18 protein-coding genes and 1 pseudogene are annotated in these 22,283 nt (G+C 75.1%); 8 read left to right on the top strand and 11 right to left on the bottom strand.

Features of this window, described 5'->3' with window-relative positions:
* Positions 1 to 111: 111 nt before the first annotated feature.
* Together ACFWIC_RS07325 and ACFWIC_RS07320 are read left to right on the top strand one after the other, a co-directional pair.
* Positions 112 to 1,110, top strand: coding sequence for a hydroxyacid dehydrogenase (locus ACFWIC_RS07325; RefSeq protein WP_380516634.1), 999 nt, complete (start codon positions 112 to 114; stop codon positions 1,108 to 1,110).
* A 2-nt stretch (positions 1,111 to 1,112) separates the two neighbouring features.
* Entirely contained in the window at positions 1,113 to 2,462 is a 1,350-nt protein-coding gene (locus ACFWIC_RS07320; protein ID WP_380516631.1) for a sulfatase, read from the top strand.
* Between the two features lie 45 nt (positions 2,463 to 2,507).
* Here ACFWIC_RS07320 and ACFWIC_RS07315 read toward each other — a convergent pair whose 3' ends face one another.
* A complete protein-coding gene (locus tag ACFWIC_RS07315; RefSeq protein ID WP_329950113.1) occupies positions 2,508 to 2,963 on the bottom strand; it encodes an HD domain-containing protein in 456 nt (151 codons plus the stop codon).
* A gap of 165 nt (positions 2,964 to 3,128) precedes the next feature.
* Here ACFWIC_RS07315 and ACFWIC_RS07310 point away from each other — a divergent pair, with 165 nt between their 5' ends.
* Positions 3,129 to 4,055 carry an AEC family transporter gene (locus ACFWIC_RS07310; RefSeq protein WP_329950114.1) on the top strand — a complete coding sequence of 309 codons (927 nt, stop codon included), beginning with the start codon at positions 3,129 to 3,131 and terminating at the stop codon, positions 4,053 to 4,055.
* Positions 4,056 to 4,151: 96 nt separating this feature from the next.
* Here ACFWIC_RS07310 and ACFWIC_RS07305 read toward each other — a convergent pair whose 3' ends face one another.
* The 7 genes from ACFWIC_RS07305 to ACFWIC_RS07275 form a co-directional block, all read right to left on the bottom strand.
* Positions 4,152 to 6,173 (bottom strand): PQQ-binding-like beta-propeller repeat protein, encoded by a 2,022-nt coding sequence (locus ACFWIC_RS07305; RefSeq protein ID WP_380516627.1) that lies wholly within the window; start codon positions 6,171 to 6,173, stop codon positions 4,152 to 4,154.
* 98 nt (positions 6,174 to 6,271) lie between these two features.
* On the bottom strand, positions 6,272 to 8,221 hold the full coding sequence (locus tag ACFWIC_RS07300) for a dipeptide ABC transporter ATP-binding protein (RefSeq protein ID WP_380516624.1): 1,950 nt from the start codon (positions 8,219 to 8,221) through the stop codon (positions 6,272 to 6,274).
* A complete protein-coding gene (locus tag ACFWIC_RS07295; RefSeq protein WP_380516621.1) occupies positions 8,218 to 9,165 on the bottom strand; it encodes an ABC transporter permease in 948 nt (315 codons plus the stop codon). Before ACFWIC_RS07295 ends, ACFWIC_RS07300 begins: the two co-directional genes overlap by 4 nt.
* Positions 9,162 to 10,121 carry an ABC transporter permease gene (locus tag ACFWIC_RS07290; protein WP_329877836.1) on the bottom strand — a complete coding sequence of 320 codons (960 nt, stop codon included), beginning with the start codon at positions 10,119 to 10,121 and terminating at the stop codon, positions 9,162 to 9,164. The genes ACFWIC_RS07295 and ACFWIC_RS07290 overlap by 4 nt, the downstream gene beginning before the upstream one ends.
* 213 nt (positions 10,122 to 10,334) lie before the next feature.
* Entirely contained in the window at positions 10,335 to 11,900 is a 1,566-nt protein-coding gene (locus ACFWIC_RS07285) for an ABC transporter substrate-binding protein (protein WP_329877838.1), read from the bottom strand.
* An 87-nt stretch (positions 11,901 to 11,987) separates the two neighbouring features.
* The gene (locus ACFWIC_RS07280; RefSeq protein WP_329950119.1) at positions 11,988 to 12,803 is read right to left on the bottom strand and encodes a polysaccharide lyase; all 816 of its coding nucleotides are present in this window, start codon (positions 12,801 to 12,803) and stop codon (positions 11,988 to 11,990) included.
* Between the two features lie 75 nt (positions 12,804 to 12,878).
* Positions 12,879 to 14,486 carry a DUF3604 domain-containing protein gene (locus tag ACFWIC_RS07275; RefSeq protein ID WP_380516618.1) on the bottom strand — a complete coding sequence of 536 codons (1,608 nt, stop codon included), beginning with the start codon at positions 14,484 to 14,486 and terminating at the stop codon, positions 12,879 to 12,881.
* Positions 14,487 to 14,776: 290 nt separating this feature from the next.
* Between ACFWIC_RS07275 and ACFWIC_RS07270 the strand changes: the two genes are divergently transcribed.
* Both ACFWIC_RS07270 and ACFWIC_RS07265 read left to right on the top strand, forming a co-directional pair.
* The gene (locus ACFWIC_RS07270) at positions 14,777 to 15,769 is read left to right on the top strand and encodes a hypothetical protein (protein WP_380516615.1); all 993 of its coding nucleotides are present in this window, start codon (positions 14,777 to 14,779) and stop codon (positions 15,767 to 15,769) included.
* Positions 15,770 to 15,836: 67 nt separating this feature from the next.
* Entirely contained in the window at positions 15,837 to 16,202 is a 366-nt protein-coding gene (locus ACFWIC_RS07265; RefSeq protein ID WP_329950122.1) for a peptidoglycan-binding protein, read from the top strand.
* Between the two features lie 258 nt (positions 16,203 to 16,460).
* Here ACFWIC_RS07265 and ACFWIC_RS07260 read toward each other — a convergent pair whose 3' ends face one another.
* Entirely contained in the window at positions 16,461 to 16,895 is a 435-nt protein-coding gene (locus tag ACFWIC_RS07260; protein WP_329950158.1) for a MarR family transcriptional regulator, read from the bottom strand.
* Positions 16,896 to 17,010: 115 nt separating this feature from the next.
* Between ACFWIC_RS07260 and ACFWIC_RS07255 the strand changes: the two genes are divergently transcribed.
* The gene (locus ACFWIC_RS07255) at positions 17,011 to 17,901 is read left to right on the top strand and encodes an alpha/beta fold hydrolase (RefSeq protein WP_380516612.1); all 891 of its coding nucleotides are present in this window, start codon (positions 17,011 to 17,013) and stop codon (positions 17,899 to 17,901) included.
* Positions 17,902 to 17,924: 23 nt separating this feature from the next.
* Here ACFWIC_RS07255 and ACFWIC_RS07250 read toward each other — a convergent pair whose 3' ends face one another.
* Positions 17,925 to 18,779: a TetR/AcrR family transcriptional regulator gene (locus tag ACFWIC_RS07250; RefSeq protein WP_380516610.1), complete on the bottom strand. Its 855-nt coding sequence runs from the start codon at positions 18,777 to 18,779 to the stop codon at positions 17,925 to 17,927.
* A 108-nt stretch (positions 18,780 to 18,887) separates the two neighbouring features.
* On the opposite strand from ACFWIC_RS07250, the gene ACFWIC_RS07245 reads away from it, so the two are divergent.
* Positions 18,888 to 20,453, top strand: coding sequence for an MFS transporter (locus ACFWIC_RS07245; protein WP_329950125.1), 1,566 nt, complete (start codon positions 18,888 to 18,890; stop codon positions 20,451 to 20,453).
* A gap of 265 nt (positions 20,454 to 20,718) precedes the next feature.
* Here ACFWIC_RS07245 and ACFWIC_RS07240 read toward each other — a convergent pair whose 3' ends face one another.
* A complete protein-coding gene (locus ACFWIC_RS07240) occupies positions 20,719 to 20,982 on the bottom strand; it encodes a dsRBD fold-containing protein (RefSeq protein ID WP_329877854.1) in 264 nt (87 codons plus the stop codon).
* Between the two features lie 285 nt (positions 20,983 to 21,267).
* Between ACFWIC_RS07240 and ACFWIC_RS07235 the strand changes: the two are divergent.
* Positions 21,268 to 22,107, top strand: a pseudogene (locus ACFWIC_RS07235) (DMT family transporter); the annotation flags it as partial.
* Positions 22,108 to 22,283: the final 176 nt, after the last annotated feature.

Here is a 22,283-nt window from a genome sequence, read left to right as displayed (position 1 = left end):
CCCGCGTGCGCCCTCCCGGGCCTTCCGCCACCCCTCCAGCGCCTCCCCGCGTCCCACTATTTCTCAGTGTGATAGAAACTCTCCGTGGGCACTCGACCAAGGGAGACCCGAATGTTCGCGGCCGCCTTCGCGATGGACCCCGTCCGCTTCCCCGACGTGTACGGACCCGAGGCTCGCGCCCGGGTGGTCGCGCGGGCGGAGACGGTCGAGGACCCGGCCGGCCCCGGTGGGGTCTGGAGCGCCGAACGGCTCGCCGCCGACCCGGACGCGCTGCGCGACGTCGAGGTGCTGTTCACCGGCTGGGGCGGCCCCGTCCTCGACGCGGCGGCGCTCGCCCGGATGCCCCGGCTCGCGCTGGTGCTGTACGGCGCGGGCTCGGTGCGCCGGATCGTGACCGAGGAGTTCTGGGCCACCGGCATCCCGCTCGTCACCGCCGCCCACGCCAACGCCCTGCCGGTCGCCGAGTTCACCGTCGCCCAGATCGTCTACGCGCTCAAGGACGGCTGGCGGCACGTGCTCGCCGCCCGCGCCGCCCGCGCACCGATCCGCGTCGGCCGCGCCCCGGGTGCGTACGGCGCCACCGTCGGCGTCCTGTCGCTGGGCGCGACCGGCCGCCTGGTCTGCGAACGGCTGCGCGACTACGACGTGCGGGTGGTCGCCCACGACCCGTACGCCGCACCCCCGCCGGGGGTGGCGGCCGTCGGCCTGGAGGAACTCTTCGCCACGGCGGACGTGGTGACCGTCCACACGCCGCTCACCGAGGAGACCAGGGGGCTGGTCGGCCGGTCCCTGATCGCCGCCATGAAGCCCGGCGCGACGCTCGTCAACACCGCACGCGGCGCCGTCCTCGACCAACCCGCCCTGCTGGACGTGCTCGCCGAACGACCGGACCTGTTCGCCGTACTGGACGTCACCGACCCCGAGCCTCCGCCGCCCGGCTCGCCGCTGTTCACCCTGCCGAACGTCGTGGTCACCCCGCACCTGGCCGGCAGTCAGGCCCTGGAGCGCCGGCGCCTCGGCGACCTGGTGGTCGGGGAGTTCGAGCGCTGGACGCTCGGCGAGCCGCTGCTCCGGGCGCTCGACCGCCGCACCTACGAGCGGATGGCCTGACCGTGACCGACCGCCCCGCCGACGACCGCCCCGCCGACGACCGACCTGTGGACGACCGACCTGTGGACGACCGGCCGAACGTCCTGGTGGTCCTGACGGACCAGCAGACCGCCGGGGCGATGAGCGCCACCGGCAATCCGCACCTCGCCACCCCGCACATGGACGCCCTGGCCGCCGCCGGCACCCGGTACCGCCAGGCGTACTGCGCCCAACCGCTCTGCGCACCGTCCCGGGCGAGCCTGCTCACCGGGCAACTGCCCAGCAGCCTCGGGGTCACCGGGAACGAGGGCGGCGCGGAGCCGGTGCTCGGCCGGCTGTTCGCCGACGCCGGCTACGACTGCGGCTACGGCGGCAAGTGGCACCTGCCCGAACTCGACCTGCCCGACGGGCACGGCTTCCGCCGCATCCACCCGGCCGGGGACGACGCCGGACTGGCCCGCGCCGCCGCCGCGTTCGTCCGCGAGCGGCGCGACCGGCCGTTCCTGCTGGTCGCGTCGTTCCTGGAACCGCACGGCATCTGCGAATGGGCGCGCGGCCAGGACCCGAAGACCGGGCCGCTGCCCGCCCCGCCGCCCGCCGAGGACTGCCCGCCACTGCCCGCCAACTTCCCGCCCGCCCCGTACGAGGCCCGGCTGCCCCGGCTGGCCCAGCGGGCCTGGGCGCACACCCACCCCACCGAGGAGTGGAGCGAGGACGACTGGCGGCGGTACCGGTACGCGTACTACGCACTGGTCGAACGGGTGGACGCGCACCTCGGAACGGTCCTGTCCGCGCTCCGCGAACCGGCCGACGGGCCGGAGCAGCGGCAGGAGGGACGCCGGGAGACGGTGGTGGTGTTCAGCTCCGACCACGGCGACGGCGCGGGCGCGCACCGGTGGAACCAGAAGTGGGCCCTGTACGAGGAGTCGGTGCGGGTGCCCTTCCTGGTCAGCGGCCCCGGCGCCGCGGCGGGTGCCGTCAGCGACCGGCTGGTCTCCACCGGCCTGGACCTCGTCCCGACGCTCTGCGACCTGGCGGGCGTCACCCCGCCGCCCGGCCTGCCGGGGCGCAGCGTCCGCGCCCCGGAACCCCGGGAGACGGTCGTGGTGGAGACGCGCTGGGAGCTGCCCGGCTTCAACAACGCGCTGGGCCGGATGGTCCGGGACCCGCGGCACAAGTACGTCTGCTACGCCTGGGGCGACCACCGGGAGCAGCTCTTCGACCTCACCGCCGATCCCGGCGAGATGGTCAACCTGGCCGTGGACGCGCGGCACGCGGCGCTGCTCGACCGGTTCCGCTCCCTGCTCGCCGTGCACTGCGCCCGTTCCGGCGATCCGTTCGCGCGCTTCCTCCCGGCGCCGCGGGCGGGTTGACGGTCCGCCGCCCGGGAGGGCCCGGACCGCTCGTCAGGGGATGCGTCAGGCCGTGTCGCCGTCCAGCCCCAGCAGTTCGCGGGTCCGGCGGTACTTGGCCGCCAGCCGTTCGGCGGTCGCCGAGTCCAGGCTCGCCAGCCGGGCCGGGTCGGAGTTGTGCGCGAGGTCGGCCTGCTTGACCAGCAGGGCGCCGGGGGTGGCCAGGATGCGCGCGGTGTACCCCTCCAGCGGTTCGCCGGGGCGCTTGGTGAGCGCGTCCACGATCGCCTTGGTGGCGTCGGTGAGGGCGGCCCCGGCCAGCCAGTCACCGGTCAGCGCGTCGTCCTCGATCGCGTCGTGCAGCCAGCCCGCCGCGATCTGCTCGTCACTGCCGCCGCGCACCGCGACGCCGTTCGCCACCGCCGCCAGGTGCTCGGTGTACGGGTGACCGTTCTTGTCGGTCTGCCCCGCGTGGGCGCTCCGCGCGATCCGTTCGACCTCGGCCAGGCTCAGGTACTCCACAGCGCCATCCTAGGGCCTGCCGCCGCCGGCCGGGTCCCGGGACCCTCCTGGTCAGCCCCGCACCGCCGCCTGGTTGACTTCCGGTCCGGCGGCCCGCCGTGGGCCACCGCGACCGCACCCGCCGGTGCCGCCGGTGCCGCCGGTGCCGACCCTGCCGAGGACTCCATGCCCAGCCTGCCTCCGCTGATCTCCGGCTTCGCCCCGATCTGGGCGCTCACCGGGGTGGGCTACCTGCTCGGTCGGAGCGGGCTGCTGGGGGGCCAGGCGGAGCAGGTGCTGAACCGGTTCGTCTTCCACGCGGCCATGCCTGCGGCACTGTTCCTGATGATCGCCCGGACCCCGCTGGACCGGTTCGCCAATCCGTCGATGGCGGCGTTCGCCGCGGGCACGGCGGTGGCGGGCGGGCTGGGGCTGCTGGCCTCGCAGCGGCTGTTCGGGCGGGGCCTGCCGGAGCGGACGGTCGGCGGCATGGCGGCGGGCTACGTCAACTCGGCCAACCTGGGCATCCCGGTGGCGGTGCAGGTGCTCGGCGACGCCTCGTTCGTGGGGCCGGTGGTGCTGTTCCAGATCCTGGTGGTCACCCCGGTCGTGCTGACCGTCCTGGACTCGGGGCGCGCCGGGCTGCGGGCAGCGCTCACCCTGCCGCTGCGCAACCCGATCCTGCTGGCGGTGGCCCTCGGCGCCGTGCTGTCGGCGACCGGTTGGCGACCGCCCGCCGAGCTGAATCGTTCCTGCGAGCTGCTCGGCGGTGCGGCCGTGCCGACCGCGCTCGTGGCACTCGGCCTCTCGCTGTGCCACCGGCCGGCGGTCACCGGCGCCGCCCGGTACGCGGAGGTCGGGGTGGCGGTGCTGACGAAGACCGTCGTCCAGCCGCTGGCCGCCTACGCGGTCGGGGCGTTCGTCCTCCACCTGTCGGCCCACCAGCTGCTCACCGTGGTCCTGTTCTCCGCGCTGCCGACCGCGCAGAACGTCTTCGTGTACGCCCGCGAGTACGGTCGCGGCGCGGCACTGGCGCGGGACGCGGTGCTCTGCTCCACCCTGGTGTCGATGGCGACGCTGTCGCTGGCCGCGTGGGCGCTCGGCCCGGCCTGAGGCCCCGGGCCGGGGCGGGCCCCCGACCCCGCCCCGGCCCCGGACACCGGCCCCCCGACACCGCTGTCCGGGCGCCCGCACCTGCCGCGTGGGCGGTCAGCGGTCCCGTACGGCGATCAGCTCGCGTCCGCGCAGCGTGTACAGCACGCCACCGTCGTCGGCCGCGACCCGGGCGCCGCTGTACCACTCGGCGTCCACCTGGACCAGCACGGTGGCGGCCAGCGTCTCCGGGTCGAGCCGGAACAGCGTCCGCTCGCTGATCCCGTACAGCCGGTCGTCCACCACCAGCAGGCGCGGGTTGGCGGACGTGATCGCGCGCAGGTCGGCGCGGGCACCGATCACCGGCGCGGGCGCGCCGCCGCCGGGGCGCCGCCGCGCCGTCCGCAGGTCGACGGAGAACACCTGCCCGTTCACGGTGATGCCGAACAGCCACCGGCCGTGGACCGCCAGGCTGCTGATGCCGGAGCCGAGGTTCGTGCCGATCCGCCAGAGCTCGCGCCCCGCCTCGGGGTCCCAGGCGGCGAGGTCGCCGCGCGGACCGGTGGTCTTGGCGTTGTCGCCGCCGAGGAACGCCTGCCCGTGGCCCACCGCCACCGCGCGGACCAGCTGCTCGGACCCGAGCGGGTCGACGTGCACGGTGGGCCGGCCGCTGCCGGGCCGGTAGGTGACGAAGGACCCGCCGCCGGTGGTGTCGGCCTGCACCCCGAGCAGCAGCAGCCCGTGCTCCTCGTCCCAGCGGATCGTCTGCGGCCGGTTCTGCTCCTGCGGGAGGACGGCCTCCTGCACCGGCTCCGTGTCCTCCCACGGGTTGTACCGCCAGATGCCCTGCGAGGAGTAGACGCCCAGGTAGAGGGTGTCGTCGTCGAGGATCACGGTGTCCTTGGCCTCGCCGGGCACCGGGAGCTTGCGCACCGTTCCCGCGCGCAGGTCGTGCAGCGCGATCGAGCCGTTGCCGCCGACGTAGACGCGGCCGTTCCGGGCCGCCAGCGACATGCCGAGCTGAGCCTCGGCCGGCGCTCCGGCGGCCACCAGGTCGGTGGTGGTGACGGCGGCCGTGGAGGTGGAGAGGGTCCACGCGGTGCCGCCCTCGGTGACGCCCACCAGGGTGTAGCCGAGCCGGCCGAGGCCCCAGGAGTTGCCGTCCGGGACGGGCACGGCGAACTGTTCCAGGGTCCCGGCCGCGAGCCGGTACCGCCAGACGACGCCCTGCTCGGTGGAGGTGAACCAGACGGTGTCGCCCAGGCGCTGGAAGTTGGTGATGCTCTTGGTGCCGGGCACCGGGAACGACCGCAGCACCGTGTGGGTGGCGGGGTCCAGGAAGGCGACGTGGGCCGGCTTGCCCTCGGTGGAGACGGCCAGCAGGTCGTCCCCGAGCGCGGTGATCTGCCGGATGATCGTGTCGGCCGCCAGCTCGGGCGGGGTGATGTCGGCGATCCGGCCGGTGGCCCGCTCGACCGCGAACAGGCTGGCGAGGGTGGCCCCGCCGCCGCCCGCCAGGTTGCTGCCGACACCCAGGTAGGCGTGGGTGGCGGTGGCCTCGACCGCCCGGCCCTGGGTGGCGCCCGGCGCGGGCGAGGCGACCTCCGTGAGCACGCCGGTCGCCGGGTCGTACGCGTACAGGCCGGGGCCGGCCGCGCGGCCCTTCTGCCGTCCGGTGGCGTACACCACGCCGTCGGGGGCGACCGCGACGTCCCGGACGTCGGCGCCGGGCACGTTGACGAGGCCGCGCACGCTGCCGTCGGCCGGGTCGAGGCGGTAGAGGTTGACGGCCTTCGGCGCGTCGGTGACGCCCAGGTAGAGGCGGCCCCCGTGGGCGGCGGAGCCCTGCACGAAGTTGCCGGTCGGCAGGGTGGCGGTCGCGGTGACCCGCCCGGTCGGCACGTGGTAGCCGACCACCTTGGCGGGCGCCAGGTTCCGCGAGCCGATCCAGAGCGTCTCGCCCAGCAGGGTGGCGCTCATCAGCGGGAAGTCGGCGTTCCCCGGGCCGAGGCCGGTCACCTCGGGGGCGCGGGGCGAGCGCGGCGCGGCGGCGGCGGGGCCGACACCGAGTGCGGTCAGGGCGGTCACCGTACCGGCGCCGAGGAGGAGTTGGCGGCGGGAGGGGCTGGCGGACGTCATGGTGCTCCTAGGAGGGGGCGGCGGGGATGTGCGCGGCGGGCGGCACGGGGTGCAGGCGGGCGGACAGGCAGGCGGGGCGAACCGGAAGGCGGCGCGCGTCAGTGCGCGGCGGCGGCCAGCAGCTGCCTGGTGTACGGGTGCGCGGGCGCGGTGAACAGCTCGGCGGAGGGGGCGTGTTCGACGACCCGGCCGTGACGCATCACCAGCACCTCGTCACAGAGGTGGCGGACGAGCGCGAGGTCGTGCGAGATGAACACCAGCCCGACGCCGGTCCGTCGGCGCAGATCGAGGAGGAGGTTGAGGATCTGGGCCTGGACGGACACGTCCAGGGCCGAGGTCGGCTCGTCCGCCACCAACACCTCCGGGCCGACCGCGAGCGCCCGGGCGATCGCGACGCGCTGGCGCTGCCCGCCGGACAGCTGGTGCGGCCGGGAGTCGAGCAACCCCGCCGGGAGTCCGACCAGTTCGCGCAACTCATCGACGCGCGAGAGCGGCAGGCCGTGGGTCAGCAGCGGCTCGGTGAGCGCCTGGCGGATCGTCATGCGCGGGCTCAGCGAGGCGTAGGGGTCCTGGAAGACGAACTGGACGCGACGGCGCAGCGCGCGCTCCTCCTCCGGGGCGACCTCCGCCCAGGAGCGTCCGCCGACCCGGACGGTCCCGTGCTGCGGGCGGAGCAGCCCCAGCAGGGCGCGGGCCAGCGTCGACTTGCCCGAGCCGGACTCGCCGATCACCCCGACCGCCCGGCCCGGCGCCGCCGTGAGGCTGACGCCCTCCAGCGCCGGCGCTCCCCGGCGGCCACGGCCGTAGCGGACGGTGAGGTTCTCGGCGACCAGCACCGGCTCCGCCGCGACGGGAGCGTCCCCGGCGGGGCTGGTCGCCGCGGCGGCGGCCCGGTCGTCGGCGGCCGGGCCCGCCCCCGGCGGGTCGGTCCGCCCCTGTCCCTGACCCTGCTCCTTCTCTCGTCCCTGCTCGTGCTCCGCTTCGTGCTCCGGCCCCTCCTCCGGCACCGGCACATGGCAGGCGAGACCGCGGTCCCCCACGACCTCCCATGCGGGCACCTCCTCGGCGCACCGCGCGGTGGCGGCGGCACACCGCGGCGCGAAGGCGCAGCCGGGCAGCGGTTCGCCCGCGGCGGGCGGGCGGCCGCCGATCACGGCGAGCGGGCGGCCGGGCGGGCCGTCCAGCCGGGGGACGGCGGCCAGCAGCCCGGCCGTGTAGCGGTGTCGCGGGCTCGCCAGCAGGGCCTTGGCCGGGGCTCGTTCGGCGATCCGTCCGGCGTACATGACCTGGACCGTGTCGCAGGTCCGGGCGACCACCCCGAGGTCGTGGGTGATCAGCAGGACCGCGGTGCCGGTCTCGTCGCGGAGCCGGACCAGGAGGTCGAGGATGCCGGCCTGCGTGGTGGGGTCGAGGGCGGTGGTGGGCTCGTCGGCGATCAGCAGGTCGGGCCGGTTGGTCATCGCCATGGCGATCAGGACCCGCTGGCGCATCCCGCCGGAGAACTCGTGCGGGCGGTCGCGGAAGCGGCGCTCCGGCTCCGGGATGCCGACCAGGTCGAGGAGTTCGAGCGCACGGGCCCGGGCCGCGGCCCGGGAGGATCCGTGCACCCGGGCGGCCTCGGCGAGTTGGCGGCCGATGGGCATCCGGGGGTTGAGGTAGGCGAGCGGGTCCTGGAACACCATGCCGATCCGGCGGCCGCGGACGGCCCGCATGCCGGGTTCGGGGAGGGTGAGGAGGTCGGTGCCGTCTAGGCGGACCGTCCCGGCCGTGGTCCGGCAGCCGGGCGGGAGCATCCGGTTGGCGGCGAGCGCGGTGAGGGTCTTGCCGGAGCCGGACTCGCCGACGAGGCCCAGGATCTCGCCGGGCCGGAGGGTGAAGTCCACGCCGTGGACGACCTGGTGGGGCCCGGCGGCGACCCGCAGGCCGGACACCTCCAGCAGCGGCGCCCCCGGGCCGGTGCGGCCGACGTCGTCGACGGCGGCGGTCGGGCCTGCACCGGCGGTCGGGCCGCCACCGGTGGTGCGGGCGGTCTCGGTGGGCGCGGTCACCGCAGTTTCTCCCGGTTGAACGAGTCGGCGAGCAGGGTCAGCCCGAACACCAGCAGACCGAGCAGCAGGACGGGCGCGAGGGCGTAACCGGGGTGCAGGAAGAGGTACTTGCTACCGGTGTTGATCATCGTGCCGAGCGAGGGGGTGGGCGGCTGGATGCCGAAGCCGAGGACGCTCAGCCCGCCCTCGATCTTGGCCGCGTGCGCCATCGCGACGGCGAGCAGTGCGGTGGCGGCGTCGGTGACGTTGGGCAGCACGTACCGGCGGAGGGTCCGCCCGCGCGGTACGCCGAGCACCCGGGCGGCCACCACGTGGTCACGGGCGAGCTGGGCCAGCAGGGCGGCGCGTGCCTGGCGGCCGAAGACGGGCAGGGCGCTGAGCACGATGGTGACGACCACACTGCCCAGGCCGGGCCGGACGATCAGCGCGATGGCCAGGCCGAGCAGCAGCCCGTGGAAGCCGAGCAGCAGGTCGAAGAGCCGCTGGACGGCCTCGCCGAGCAGGCGGTTGAGCCCGCCCGCCAGGCCGAGCAGGGTGCCCAGCACGGCGGCGACGGGAACGGCCAGCAGGCAGACCAGCAGCTCGATCCGGACCCCGTACAGCGCGCGGACCAGCAGGTCGCGGCCGACCTCGTCGGTGCCCAGCGGATGGTCCCAGGAGGGCCCGGCCAGTGCCTCGCGGCTCTGCTGGTACGGGTCCGCGGAGAGCAGCAGCGGGCCGAGCAGGCCGAGCAGCACCACCAGGGCGACCAGCGCCGCCCCGGTCCGGCCCCGCCTGCCCCGCAGTGCGGCGGGCAGCGCGGGCAGGGCCGGCAGTCGGCGACGCCCGGTGCTCCGGCCTGCGGGAGTGCTGTCGGCCGCGGTGGCCGCCCCTCCGGTCCCGGCGGTTCCCGCCTCGGCCGGGGTCCCGGCGGTGGTGTCCTGGGTCTCGGCGGTGGTGCTCATCGGGCCTCCCCGGTGCCGGCGCGGGCGATCCGCGGGTCGAGGCGACCGACCAGCAGCTCGGAACCGAGCTGGACGGTGACGGCCACCGCGACGGCGAGCATGATCAGGGTCTGGGCGACGGGGTAGTCCCGCTGGTTGATGGCGTCGAGCAGCAGTTGGCCGAGACCGTGCCGGGCGAAGAGCTGCTCGGCGACGACGGCTCCGCCGAGGAGTTCCCCGAGGTTGAGCCCGAACTCGACGCAGAACGGCGCCAGGCTGTTGGGCACCACGTGGCGCAGCAGGATGCGCCGGGGCGGCGCACCCTTGGCGACCGCGGTGAGCACGAACTCCTCCTGCCGGGTGCGGCGGATCTCGGTGGCGAGCAGCCGGGCGAGGACCACCGACCCGGGCAGGGCCAGCGCCACGGCGGGCAGCGCCAGGTACTGCACGGCCAGGTCCGGCGCGGTGAGGAGGTCCTTCTCGCCGCCGGCCGGCAGGACGCGGAGCAGGACCGCGAAGACGAAGACGAACAGCACGGCGGTGACGTAGACCGGCAGGGCCAGCACCGCGGTGGTGAGCGGGTCGAGCACCCGGGCCAGCCGGCCGCGCCGCTCGGCGGCCAGCGCGGCCCCCAGCAGCAGGCCGAGCACGAGCATCAGCAGACCTGCGGCGAAGGCGAGTTGGAGGGTCGAGCCGAGGCTCTGGCCGATCATCCTGGTGACCGGCTCGCGGTAGTGGAAGGAGAGTCCGGGGTCGCCGACGAGCAGTCCTCGCAGCCAGGTCAGGTACTGGACGGGCAGTGGCCGGTCCACGCCGAGCTGGCGGCTGAGGTGGTCGCGCTGCTCCTGGTCCGCCTCGGCCCCGAGGGCGGCGGAGACCGGGTCGCCGGGAGCCAGGTGGAGCAGCAGGAAGACGGCCACCGAGGCGAGCCAGAGGGTGGCCAGCGCTCCGGCGGCCTTTCTGGTCCAGTACGGCACGGGGGTTCTCCGGGTGGTCGGGCCATGCGGGCGGGCCGGGTGGTTCACCGGCCCCGGGCGGTGGGGGTCGCCCGGGGCCGGCGGCCGGCGGGGCGGGGCGGTTCGTCGGGCCGGGGCGGCGCCGGGATCCGGCCGGTCGGGGCGGACCGGGCCGGACCTGGCGGAGCCGGACGGGGCGGGACCGGACGGGACCGGACGGGGCGGGACCGGGAGTCAGCCGGCCCGGCGGGTGTCGGTCAGCTTCAGGTAGCCGAGCGCGCTGGTGGACACGTCGTGCACCGAGGAGGCGAAGGCGTACGTCTCCCAGGCGTGTGCGAGCGTGATGTGGAAGGACTGCGCCAGCAGGTACTCGGACAGCTCGTGGTTGACGTCGGCCCGGGCCTGCTCGTCGGCGGCGGCGAACGCGCGGGCCTGCAGCTCCGCGTAGGCGGGGTCGGTGACGTGCGACGTGTTCTTGCCGACCTGGAGCGGCCCCGAGACCGTGATGCCGCTCAGCGGCGAGACGCTGACCATGCCGTGGTTGGCCACGAACAGGCCCTCCAGGGTGCCCTGCTGGATCTTCGGCTGGATCGCCGCGTTGTCCAGCAGCTGCACGTCGACGCCGAAGCCCGCCTGCTCCAGGTCGTACTTCACCAGCTCGACGAGCGAGGTGAAGATCGGCGAGTTGGCGGCGGTGAGCGGCACCCGGACGCCCTCCGCGCCGGCCTCCCGGAGCAGGCCCCGGGCCTTCTCCGGATCGTGCCGGTAGCGGGTGACCTGGTCCGGGGTGACCCCCGGGGTGTTGGACGGCCAGGGCAGGCTGCTGGCCTCGGCGTGGCCGCCGTAGACCTGGGCGACGATCCGCTCGCGGTCCACCGCGTACTGCAGCGCCTGGCGGACCCGGATGTCGTCGAAGGGCTTGGAGGCGACGTTCACCCCGAGGAACGCCTGCTGGTAGGAGGCCTTGGCGGACTGCACGGTGAAGCCGGGGTTGCCGGCCAGCACCTTGAGGTCGCGGCCGGGGACGGCGCCGATCAGGTGGGCCTGACCGGACTGCAGCGCGGACAGACCGGCCTGGCTGCTCGTCACCGACCGGACGGTGATCCGCTCGAACCGGGGCCGTCCGCTCTGCCAGTAGCGGTCGTAGCGGGTGAGGTCGAGCTGGTTGCCCCCCTTGAACTCCTGCCAGGTGAACGGGCCGGTGCCGTTGACCTTGTCGGAGGCCCTGCCCTCGACGTAGCTCCGGGCGTCGACGACGGGGTTGAAGGCGAGCGCGTCGAACAGGTTGCTGGTGGGCTTGGAGAGGGTGAGGGTGACCTCGCCCCGCGCACTGGCCTTCACGTCGGCCAGGCGCTCCAGCAGCGGCTTGACCTGGGAGCTCTTGGTGGCTCCGACCAGCGAGTACACGACGTCGTCGGCGTCGAGCCCGCGTCCGTCGTGGAACGTGACGTCCTCGCGCAGCTTGAGCACCAGCTTCAGCCGGTCGGCGCTCCACTCCCAGGAGGTGGCGAGCCAGGGCACCGGCTGGAGGGTCTTCGGGTCGAGGTCGACCAGCCGGTCCAGGACGAGGTTGACGAACGCCGGGGTGTCCGGGCCCCGGTGGAGCAGCTGGGTCGGGTCGGGTGCGCTGCCGTACACGATCTGCAGGTCGGGTGCGGAGGCGGTGGCGGACGCGCCCGCGGCGCCGCCGGGTGACGGGTCGGTGGCCGAGCGGCAGCCCGCCGCCAGCAGGGCCGCTCCGGCGCTCAGGCCGAGAAAGCCTCTTCGGGCCAGGCCGGGGTGGCGGGCCGCTTCGCTCATGGTGCTGCTACCTCTTGGTGGTTGGGTTCGGGGTGGCCCGCGGCACGGGGCCGCGGGCCGACGGGGCGGGGAACTCCCCCACCCGCCTCAGTACTTGGTGACGACCACGCTGTCGCTGTAGAGCACCACGTCGGGTCCGCCGGTCGGGTAGGAGATGCCCTTGGCCGGGTTCCAGTTGGCGCGGTAGATGCCGGTCTTGAAGTAGGGCGCCTGGTTCTGGTGGTAGTTGTTGAGCCCGCTGTGCGTGCCGACCTGGACGCCGTCGCGGAGCACGGTGATCGAGCCCGGCGTGGTGGCGGTGGACCAGGTGACGTCGAAGGCCCACTGGTTCCAGTGCCCGAACTGCACGGCGCCGAGCGGGATCACGGCCTCCTGCACGGTGGACGGGTCGGTCAGCCAGTGCACCTTCAGCCGCCAGTTGCCGTCCTTGACGGTGAGGGCGATCGGCGGCTTGGTGTCACTGCCGTCGGCGAGCGGGTAGCCGTGCCACTGGGCGACGATGGTCTCGGTGGAGGTGCGCACCCAGTCGGCGGGCAGGTAGTCGGCGAAGGCGAAGCGGTAGCCGCCCCAGCCGAGGGCGTTGACGGCGACCTCGGAGCGGTAGGACTGCCCGTCGTTGGGCACGCTGAACCGGCCGGCCAGGCCCGAACCGCCGGCGGGCCCGCCGGTGACGGTGATGCTGCCGTTGCCGTCGATCCGCTGACGGGTCCAGTTGGCGACGGTGCCGGACTCGAAGTCGTCCGAGAACACGGTGGTGGCAGCGGTGGTGGTGGCGGTGACGGCGGTGGCGGTTCCGGCGGTCGTGCCCGCGACGGCCGCCGGGGCGGCGAGGGTGCCGGTCAGCAGCGCGGCGGCGAGGGCGGTGCCGGCGAGCCGGCGTGCGGTGGGGCGGGACGGGGCCATGGGGATCGTGCTCCTCGGGACGTACGGGTTCGGGTGACGGTGACCGGGGCGGCCGGCCGACGACGGCTTCAGGCGTCAGCCGGCCCGTCGACAGGAGGCCGCCGCCGACCCGGCACGGCCCGTCCGCCCGGCGCCCGCGGCCCGCCCGACCCAGGTCGGGCTCGACCACGCCCACTGGTCGTTCAGCTGCCGGACCCGTACGTGGTAGAAGTCGCCGTCGCCGCCCGGCCGTTCGTCGATCAGGTCCAGCTCGGCCGTGAGCTCCCCGGCCGGCACCGCCCGGTCGAACCGGAAGGCCCCGGAGACGAACCCGCCGATGAACCCGGTCCGCGGCCCCTCGCGCAGCTCCCCGACGGCGTACGAGGTCTCGACCCCGTTGACGACGGCCGTCAGCCTGGTCCGGTCGTCGCCGGCGACCGCGAGCGAGAAGCCCTGGGTGGCGTCGGTCGCGGTGTTGGGGTTGCCCTCGGTCACGGTCCGCAGCCGCAGCTCGCCCGGGCCGGTGCGCCACCAGTCGGACGGGCGGTACGACGCGGGCTCGGCCGCGGCCGGGGCGACCGTCTCCGAACCGCGCAACCGGGGCTGGACGTCGAGCAGTTCGCCGCCCTCGACCCGCAGCGTGACGTCCCAGTGGACGGGCGTCTCGCGCTTGCCCCAGCCGACGGCGAAGCCCAGCGTGCCGTCGAACGCGGCGGACCGGGCGGCGGCGCCCAGCAGCTCGGGCCGGGAGACCCGGTGGATCGGCACGCCGTTGCGGACCACCTCGACGTGGTCGAGCGCGTCCCGGCCCTGCACGGTGACCCGGATCCGGCGGCGGTCGGCCGACGCGGTCTCGGCCCCCATCGGCGCCCCGTTCACGGAGGCCGCGAGCAGGATGCGGTCCCCGGTGATCGCGTAGGTGCTCCGCCGCTCGATCGCGTCCCAGATCGCCGGCCGGGTCAGTTCCGGCGCCCAGACGGCGAGCCGGCCGTGACCGTGGCTGCCGGGGAAGGCGCTGTGGTGGTCGGTGGAGCCGATCAGCCCGAACCGGTGGCCGAGCCGCAGCCCGTGCACGGCGGTCCCGGTGGTGTCGCGCGGGCCCATGGTGTGCAGGTAGGTGCGCGGCGCGTCGTCGGACTCGGCGCAGCCGTGCATCGACATCATCTCCACCACCGGGGCGAACTCCTCGGTGTAGGTGTCCCAGTTGATGCCGCGCCGCCCGGTGCCGTAGCCGATGTGGTGCGGAAGCGCCCAGGTCCGCACGCCCTCGGCCGCGAGGGCGCGCAGCCGGGCTCGCAGTTCCTCCAGGCCGGCGGCGCGGATGATCTCGCCGCGCGGGCCGTCGAAGTACACGCAGTGGTCCCCGTGGGCGAGGCTGTGCCACTCGAAGGACTGGAAGGTGACGAACCGGCCGTCCTCGTGGGCGGCGGCGGTCACCTCCTGGACGTGCTCCCAGCGGTCGGCGAGCCGGGCGAAGCCCTGGGTGTGGTAGTCGACCAGCGAGGCCAGCTCGGGGGTCCGCTCGGGGAGGTCGTGCCACCAGCCGTGGCCGGTGACGCTGGCGAAGTCGAGCTGGAGGCGGGCGTTGGCGTACGCGTCCTCGATCGGGCCGTGGCCGTAGCTGATGCCGCAGTGGTTGTGGATGTCGCCGACGTACAGGCCGAGACCGCCGTAGCCGGGCGCGTCGGTGGTGGGGGCTGTCATCGGGTCGGGCTTCCTCTACGGTGCGCGGCGAGCGATCGCCGCAAGATGTTTGATCGACTGTGAGAAGAAGTCTTTCCCGATCTTCCGGTGATGGTCAAGACCAGGCCGACCTGCGTTGCCCGATCGCCACAGGGGGAAACACAGGCTTCACAGAAGCCCGGCAGGCAGAAAGAGCCCCTTGCTGACCAGCGACATGCCGCCCGCCTCGGGACACCGTCTCGAAACTTTCTATCGATCTGATAGAAACTGCCGAAGCACCCCGCCGCCTTCCGTGAGGACGACCGCCAGCCATGCCGACCACCGCCCCGCGCACCCTGCCCGCCCCGCCCGACCTCAGCGACTCCGTCCTCGTCCGCGCACCCGAGCGCCCCCTGCCCGGCTACTGGGCCGGCTGCCCGGGCATCCGCTACGAGGCCGACCGCGACCGCTTCCTGCTCACCTACCGCGAGCGCCGCCCGCGCGGCACCGACGGCCAGGACCGGGGCTGGCGCTGCGCGGTGGCCGAGAGCGGGGACGGCGTCGAGTTCCACGACGTCTGGTCGGTCGAGCGCGCCGAGCTGGACTCGCCGTCGATGGAGCGCTTCGCCCTGCTCCCCCGCGACGACGGCTACCTGCTCCACCTCAGCTACGTCGACCCGGCCGACAACCGCTGGCGGATCGACGCCGTCCGGGCCGGCGCACCGGACTCCTTCGACCTCGCCACCCGCACCCCGGTCCTCACCGCCGCCGGCACCGGCACCGAGGGCGTCAAGGACCCCTACCTGCTCGAACTCGACGGCACGGTAGAGATGTTCAGCACCGTCTCGCGCACCCGCGCCTTCACCGCCGAGGAGCAGGAGCTCGCCCACGCCGACGCCGACATCCACACCACCGGCCTCACCGTCCAGCCGACCGCGCGCGCCGGCTCGCCCGACGGACTGCGGTTCACCGCCCCTCCCGGCCGGGCCGCCGAGGTCCTGGACGTCGGCCCGCCCGGCGCCTGGGACGCCTACGAGGCCCGGATCACCGCCGTCCTCCCGGACGGGCGGGGCGGCTGGCTCGCGCTCTACGACGGCTCGGCCGACGCCGCCGGCAACTACGAGGAGCGCTGCGGCCTCGCCGTCTCCACCGACCTGCGGGAGTGGCACCGGCTGACCACCGACGGGCCCTGGTTGGACGTCCGCTACGCCGACGTGGTCGCCGCCCGGGGGCGCTGGTACCTGTACTACGAGCAGACCCGGCCGGACGGCGCGCACGAGCTGCGAGTGGCGGTCCTGGACGAGTTCGCCGGGCTCCGGCCGTAGCCGGGACGCGCCCCGCCGACGGCCTCGTCGGCTCGCATCCGTCCGGACCGTCCGGGACCGGGGGACCATGAACCTCAAGCACAAGATCGCGAAGGGCGCTGTTGCCGTCACAGTGGCGGCAGCCGCCACGTTCGGCCTTGCAGCCACCGCGAGCGCCACCCCGAACGCTCCGGCCGTCCAGGCTTCCGGCTCCCAGCGCGTCCTCGCGGTGAACAACCTCGGGCTGAACACCACACAGGCCCAGAACGTTCAGCACTGGCTGCGGGGGTACTGGGGCTACGGCGGCGCGCTCGACGGCCTCGCGGGCACCGAGACCGTCAAGGCGCTGCAGCGTCTGCCGAAGGACAGCTGGGGCTACACCGGCGCGATCGACGGCATCGCGGGCTCGGGCACGCAGACGGCGTTCAGGACCTTCGCCAACAGGATCTACTGATCCCGACCCGTGGGAGGACGGCCCGCCGGGGAACCGGCGGGCCGTTCGTCCGCAGAGCGCCCGCCCGGGGGTTCGCACCGGCAACGCGCACCGGGTCCGCGCTCGATGTCGCCGGTCGCCCCTGCGTCCGACTCGACCGACGCACCTGGCTCTGTCCGGACGGCAGCTCCGTACGCTCCGCCACTGCGGATCCGTAGCCCCCTCGCGGGCACGCCGGGTCGCGGCCGCGACCGACCGGTTGCCGCCGGCAGGCCGGCGTCACCGGGCCCGGGCCGTCGCCACCACGTCGGTCATCGCCGTCAGGAACCGCTGCGCCACCGCCAGCTCCGCCTCCCCGAAGCCGCCCATCGCGGTCACCAGATCGGCGATGAGCCCGCCGAAGAAGGCCTGCCCGAGCTCCGTCGCCCGGTCCTCCACCACCAGCCGGACCTTGCGACGGTCCTCCGGATCGCGCTCGCGCCGGATCAGGCCGAGCCGCACCAGACGGTCGACCAGACCGGTCGTCCCCGCCGAGTTCAGCCGCAACGCCTCACCGAGCCGCCCGGGAGTGACCACCGAACCGGCCCGCGCGGCGTCGAGCAGGTGGACCAGCGCCCGCAGGTCGGTCGGGTGCAGCCCGTGCCGCGCGGCGAACTCGGCGCCGAAGAGGTCGAGTTCGACGGTCAGTCCGCGCAACAGATGGACCAGCTCCATCGGCAGCCGAGATTGCTCCACCCCGTGTCCTTTCCCTGACGGTCCCCCGGACGTATTGTCTCGCTGAGCGAGATACACGCTCGGCGAGCGACTCCATCATCCACCGGGGGAGATCATGTCCGCACGCACATCCGCCGACCCGGCCGTCGAACCCGGCCACGCCGCCTTCCTCACCGCCTACGACGAGGCCCTCGCCCGCTGGCCCGTCCCGGCCGAGGCGCTCACCGTCCGGACGCCCCACGGCGCCACCCGCGTCAACGCCTGCGGCCCGCGCGACGGCCGCCCCCTCGTCCTGTTGCACGGCGGCGGCTCCACCTCGACCTGCTGGACCGCCGTCGTCGCCGCACTCACCGGGGCCGGCCACCGGGTCCTCGCCGTCGACCTGATCGGAGACCCGGGCCGCAGCGTCCTCGGCGGCTCGCCGCTCGGCGGCGTCCCCGGCCTGCTGAGCTGGCTGGACGCCGTCCTCGACGGGCTCGACGTGGCCGCCGCCGACGTCGTCGGCCACTCCTACGGCGCGTGGATCGCCCTCCGCCACGCCCTGCACGCCCCCGGCCGGGTCGGCCGCCTCGCCCTCCTCGATCCCACCCAGTGCTTCGCCGGCTTCCGCCCCGGCTACCTGCTGCGGGCCCTTCCCCTCCTCGCGCCCCCGCGCACGGCCGCCAGGGCCCGCTCCTACCTGGACTGGGAGAGCGGCGGGACCGCCCTCGACCCGGCCTGGCGCGAGCTGTACGCACTCGGGTACGCCGGCTTCCCCGCCGCCCGGCCGGTCACCGGCCCGCGCCCGACCACCGACCAGCTGCGCGGGCTCACCGCGCCCGTCCTCGCCCTGTTCGCCGAACGGAGCCGGACCCACGACGCCGCCGCGGTGGCCGAACGCGCCCGCCGGACCCTCCGTTCCGCCACGGTCGCGGTCCTCCCCGGAACGTCCCACCACACCCTGCTGACCGCCCGGCCGGACGAACTGAACCGGCGGCTCACGGCCTTCCTCGCCACCGGCCCCTGACCGCGCGGCCGCGCGGCCCGGGGCTACCCGCGTCGCACCAGCCCCGCGATCAGCGCACCCAGCGCCACCTCCAGCTCCCCGCACCGCTCGCCCACGCCGACGTACCCCGTCTCGGCCAGCACCCGCCCGAGAGCCGGCAGCCGCGTCGCGTCCGCCCCCTCGTACGCGGCGCGGCGCTGGCTCGGTTCCCGCGGCGGGCTGACGGGGTGCTCGGAGAGCAGTTCGCCGAGGACCAGCTGCCAGCAGGAACGGAACGCCGGCATCGCGCGCCCGGGCGGGAGTCCGGCGGCCATCAGGTCGGCGAGGCAGGCGTCGTTGAAGGGCAGCGCGTTCTCGGCCACCAGCTCGCCCCGGATCAGGATGTGCAGCACCCAGGCGTGGCCGGCCATGTAGTCGTGGGCGTCGACCAGCCGGCGCAGCAGCCGGGCCTCCGGGCCGGCACCCGCCACGCCGACCGGCAGGCCCTCGGCGATCTCCTCCAAGGCGGCGAGCAGCAGCGCCTCACGGTCGGTCACGTGCCGGTAGAGGGAGGCGGGCGCGGTGCCGAGCTCGGTGGCGACGGCGCGCATGGTGAGCGCGTCGATCCCGTCGCGCTCGATCACCCGGCGCCCGGCGGCGACCACGCCGGCGGTGGTCAGACCGGGGCGCGGGCGCTTGCGCCCGTACCGGCCGCGCTCCCCCGCGACCTGCCCGGCCACCTCTGCGGCCCCCTGCGCCGCGGCGGCGGGTGCGGTCCCCGAGCCCGCCCGGCGCGGGACCTCGGGTGCGGTCTCCGGTGCGCTCCCCGGGGCAGTCGCGGGCGCGGCCTGCGGTGCGGCCTCGCGCACGGCGTCCGCCTCACGTCCGCCGGCGCCCGGCCGACTGGTCTCTTCTGACACTCCGCCATCCTGCCATGGCTCCGCCAACCCGCTCCTCCACCGGGTCGTTTGCACTCGACATCGAGTAAGGCTTACCTTACGCGAACAACGTTCGCATCGGAGGTCGTCATGCCCGAAGCCGCGCCACCCACCCCGTCCCGGGCCACTCCCGGGACGTCACCCGGCCCGACGCCGGTCCACGCCCAGGACCCGGCCCAGGACCCCGCCCCGGAGTCGCCGCCCACCCCGCGCGCCCCGCACGGGGAGCACGCCCGGCACGCCAGGCCGGGCCTCGTCCTCGCCACCGTCTGCCTCTGTCAGCTGATGGTCACGCTCGACGCCAGCATCGTGAACATCGCGCTTCCCGCCATGAGCGAGGCCCTCGGCTTCGTCGACAGCGCGCTGCCCTGGGTGGTCAACGCCTACGCGCTGGCGTTCGGCGGGCTGCTGCTGCTCGGCGGCCGGATCGCCGACCTGGTCGGGCACCGCCGCGCGGTGCTCTCCGGTCTGGTGCTGTTCGGGATCGCCTCGGTGCTCGGCGGGTTCGCCCAGACGCCCACCCAGCTGGTCGCCGCCCGCGCCGGACAGGGCGTCGCGGCCGCGGTACTGGCCCCGATCGGCCTCACCCTGATCATGGTGACCTTCGCCGAGGGACCGGCCCGGGCCCGTGCGCTGGGCATCTGGTCGATGGTGACCGCCGGTGGCAGCGCGCTCGGCGTGCTGCTGGGCGGGGTACTCACCGACCTGCTCGACTGGCGCTGGGTGTTCTTCGTCAACGCCCCGATCGTGCTGGTCGGCGTCGCCCTGGCAGCACGCTCGGTGCCGGCCTTCCGCCCACCGCGCGCCGGCCGCCCGGACGTACTCGGCGCGGTCCTCGGCACCGGTGCGATGACCGCCCTGGTCTACGGGCTGATGGAGACCGACCGGCACCCGTGGGGCTCGGCCCGCACCCTCGGCACGATCGCCGCCGCCGTTCTGCTCGGCCTCGCCTTCCTGTTCTGGGAATCCCGGTTCGCACAGGCGCCGATCGTCCGGCTGGGCGTGCTCCGGGCCCGTACGGCCTGGGTGGCGAGCACGGTCGTCACGCTGCTCGGAGCGGCCATGCTGGTCGGCTTCTACTTCTGCTCGCTGCACCTGCAGAACGTCCTGCACTACGGCCCGCTCGCGGCCGGAGCCGCGTTCCTGCCGTTCTGCGCCGGAACGGCGGCGGGCAGCATGATCGCGGGCCGGCTCACCGCCCGCTTCGGTGGACGGGCCACCCTCACCGGCGGCCTGCTGCTCGGGGGCCTCGGCATGCTCTGGTTCGCCGGACTCGGCGTGGACTCCGGCTACCTCACCGCCTTCGTCGGCCCCTCCCTCGTGGCCAGCGTCGGCGTCGGCATCTGCATGGTCTCCAACACCGCGATGGGCACCTCCGGCGTCGACCCGCGGGAAGCCGGCCTGGTCAGCGGACTCCTCAACGCCGGACGCCAGTGCGGCGGGAGCATCGGCCTCGCCGTCCTGTCGACCCTCGCGGTGTCCGCCACCCGCCGGGCCGCGGAGGACGGCGAGACCCCCCTGGCCGCGCTGGCGGCCGGCTACGACCGGGCTTTCGTGGTCACCGCCGCCCTGCTCGGCGTGGCGGCACTGATCTCGGTGCTGTTCGTGCCCGCCCGCAAGGCGGCCTCCGGGCCGCAGCCGGCCCGGCCGCGCTGACGGAACCGGAGGACGCGGCCCGGCGGAGACCGGTCCCGTTCCGAACCGGAGGGTCGGAACGGGACCGGCGGCGCTCCGGACGCGGCCGGGCCGGACTCCGGACCGTCCGCGGGTCGGGGCCCCGGCGGCCGGGGGCCGAGCGCTCAGGGGCCGGCCAGTCAGGGGCCCGGCCAGTCAGGGCCCGAGCGTTCAGGCACCCAGCCGTACGGACGTCCTGCCGGGCGGCCGTGGACCGGGCGGCCGGCGCATTCGCCGAGCGGCCGCGTCAGTAGATCAGGTACCCCGGCCGGTGCCCCTCGTCCTCGATCTCCCCGGTGGCCTGGGCCCGCAGCTTGCGGGACAGCGCCTCCAGGGCGCGCGAGGCCGCGACCTCCTCGCCGATCCGGGCGAGCGGTCGGTCCTCCACACTCTTCAGCGCTTCCCCGTGCGCGGTGAGGCCCGGCGCTCGCGCCCCGGTCAGCCGCGCGTTGCATCCCGTGTGGACGCCGTCCTCCTCGAAGCTCAGCTCCACATCCCACTGGTTGTGCATGCCACACCTCCTGGCGCCGGCCCCCGTCCCGCCTGCCCGGACCGGCACGGGCAGTGGCCCGTGCCGTCCGCTCACACCAGCGTGCGCCCGCCACCACGGCGGCGGCAAGCGGACACCGCGCCCCGCGCCCGGCGCAGCTCCGGGGGTCGGCGCCGGGCCCCGGCGGTAGGCTGACGACAGCGCGCCAGAACCGCGGGACGCCCGGGAGCCATTCCGTGCGGACGTCCCCCTTCCTCCGGAGGACCGGCGGTGCGGCGCGGGCAACGACCTTCGGGTGGTCCCTTCGTGGCGGTCTTCGTCCTGGCACTCAGCGCCGCCTGCTGTATGGGCCTCGGTTTCGTCCTCCAGCAGCACGCCGCGCAGCGGGCCCCGCGTGCCGACCTGCTCCGCTGGCGCCTGCTGCTGGACCTGCTGCGGATGCGCGAGTGGCTGCTCGGCACCGGCTTCATGGTCTGCGGGCTCATCCTTTCCGCCCTCGCCCTCAACCAGGGCGAGGTCTCGCTCGTCGAACCGCTGCTCGCCACCAACCTCGTCTTCGCCATGGCCCTCTCCCGGGTCCTGACCAAGCAGTCGCTCGGCCGCTCGGGCTGGGCTGGTGTGCTGTTGCTGGCCGCCGGGGTGACGGCGTTCATCGTGGCCGGCCGCCCGACCGGCGGAGGCCCGCCGGCGAGCGAACTTCGGCACTGGCTGGTGGTCGGGACGGTCGTCGGCCTGACGCTGCTGCTCGTGTCGACGGCCCGCCGGATGCCGTTGTTCGAGGAGGCGACCCTGCTCGCCCTGGCGGCCGGCCTGCTCTACGGGCTCCAGGACGCACTCACCCGGACCACCACCCAGCGCCTCGACCGCCAGGGCCTGGACGCGGTGCTGGGCAGCTGGCAGCCGTACGCGGTGGTGGCGGCGGGCGTGGTCGGGCTGCTACTGGTCCAGAGCGCCTTCGAGGCCGCGCCGCTGCGCATGTCGCTCCCGGCGCTGACCGCTGCCCAGCCGATCGCCGGAATCGCCTGCGCGGTCGGCTTCCTCGGCGACCGGCTCCGGGTCACCCCGGGCGCCCTGGCGTGGGAGGTCGCCGGGCTGCTGGCCATCGTGACCGGGGTGGTGGTGATCGGCCGCCACCCCGCGATGCCCGGTGCCGTCGGCAAGGACTCGAAGGGCTCCGGGGAGAAGCCCACGGACGAACCCGGAGCCGAGTCCGGCGAGGAACCCCGCGAGGAACCGGACGAGGAACCCTGCGACGAGGGCCCGGGCGGCGCGGCAACCGTCGGCCGGCGCCCCGGCGACACGAACAGGACGGACGCCACGAA

Source organism: Kitasatospora sp. NPDC127035 (assembly GCF_042726075.1).
Taxonomy (GTDB): domain Bacteria; phylum Actinomycetota; class Actinomycetes; order Streptomycetales; family Streptomycetaceae; genus Kitasatospora.
Note: the sequence above shows the minus strand (reverse complement) of the source record. Positions and strands in the feature narration are given on the sequence as shown.

Coding starts and splice junctions, on each gene's coding strand:
- ACFWIC_RS07280 (WP_329950119.1), bottom strand. CDS start 12,803: ATGGCCCCGTCCCGCCCCACCGCACGCCGGCTCGCCGGCACCGCCCTC.
- ACFWIC_RS07255 (WP_380516612.1), top strand. CDS start 17,011: ATGTCCGCACGCACATCCGCCGACCCGGCCGTCGAACCCGGCCACGCC.
- ACFWIC_RS07310 (WP_329950114.1), top strand. CDS start 3,129: ATGCCCAGCCTGCCTCCGCTGATCTCCGGCTTCGCCCCGATCTGGGCG.
- ACFWIC_RS07275 (WP_380516618.1), bottom strand. CDS start 14,486: ATGACAGCCCCCACCACCGACGCGCCCGGCTACGGCGGTCTCGGCCTG.
- ACFWIC_RS07325 (WP_380516634.1), top strand. CDS start 112: ATGTTCGCGGCCGCCTTCGCGATGGACCCCGTCCGCTTCCCCGACGTG.
- ACFWIC_RS07265 (WP_329950122.1), top strand. CDS start 15,837: ATGAACCTCAAGCACAAGATCGCGAAGGGCGCTGTTGCCGTCACAGTG.
- ACFWIC_RS07245 (WP_329950125.1), top strand. CDS start 18,888: ATGCCCGAAGCCGCGCCACCCACCCCGTCCCGGGCCACTCCCGGGACG.
- ACFWIC_RS07270 (WP_380516615.1), top strand. CDS start 14,777: ATGCCGACCACCGCCCCGCGCACCCTGCCCGCCCCGCCCGACCTCAGC.
- ACFWIC_RS07240 (WP_329877854.1), bottom strand. CDS start 20,982: ATGCACAACCAGTGGGATGTGGAGCTGAGCTTCGAGGAGGACGGCGTC.
- ACFWIC_RS07305 (WP_380516627.1), bottom strand. CDS start 6,173: ATGACGTCCGCCAGCCCCTCCCGCCGCCAACTCCTCCTCGGCGCCGGT.
- ACFWIC_RS07295 (WP_380516621.1), bottom strand. CDS start 9,165: ATGAGCACCACCGCCGAGACCCAGGACACCACCGCCGGGACCCCGGCC.
- ACFWIC_RS07260 (WP_329950158.1), bottom strand. CDS start 16,895: ATGGAGCTGGTCCATCTGTTGCGCGGACTGACCGTCGAACTCGACCTC.
- ACFWIC_RS07285 (WP_329877838.1), bottom strand. CDS start 11,900: ATGAGCGAAGCGGCCCGCCACCCCGGCCTGGCCCGAAGAGGCTTTCTC.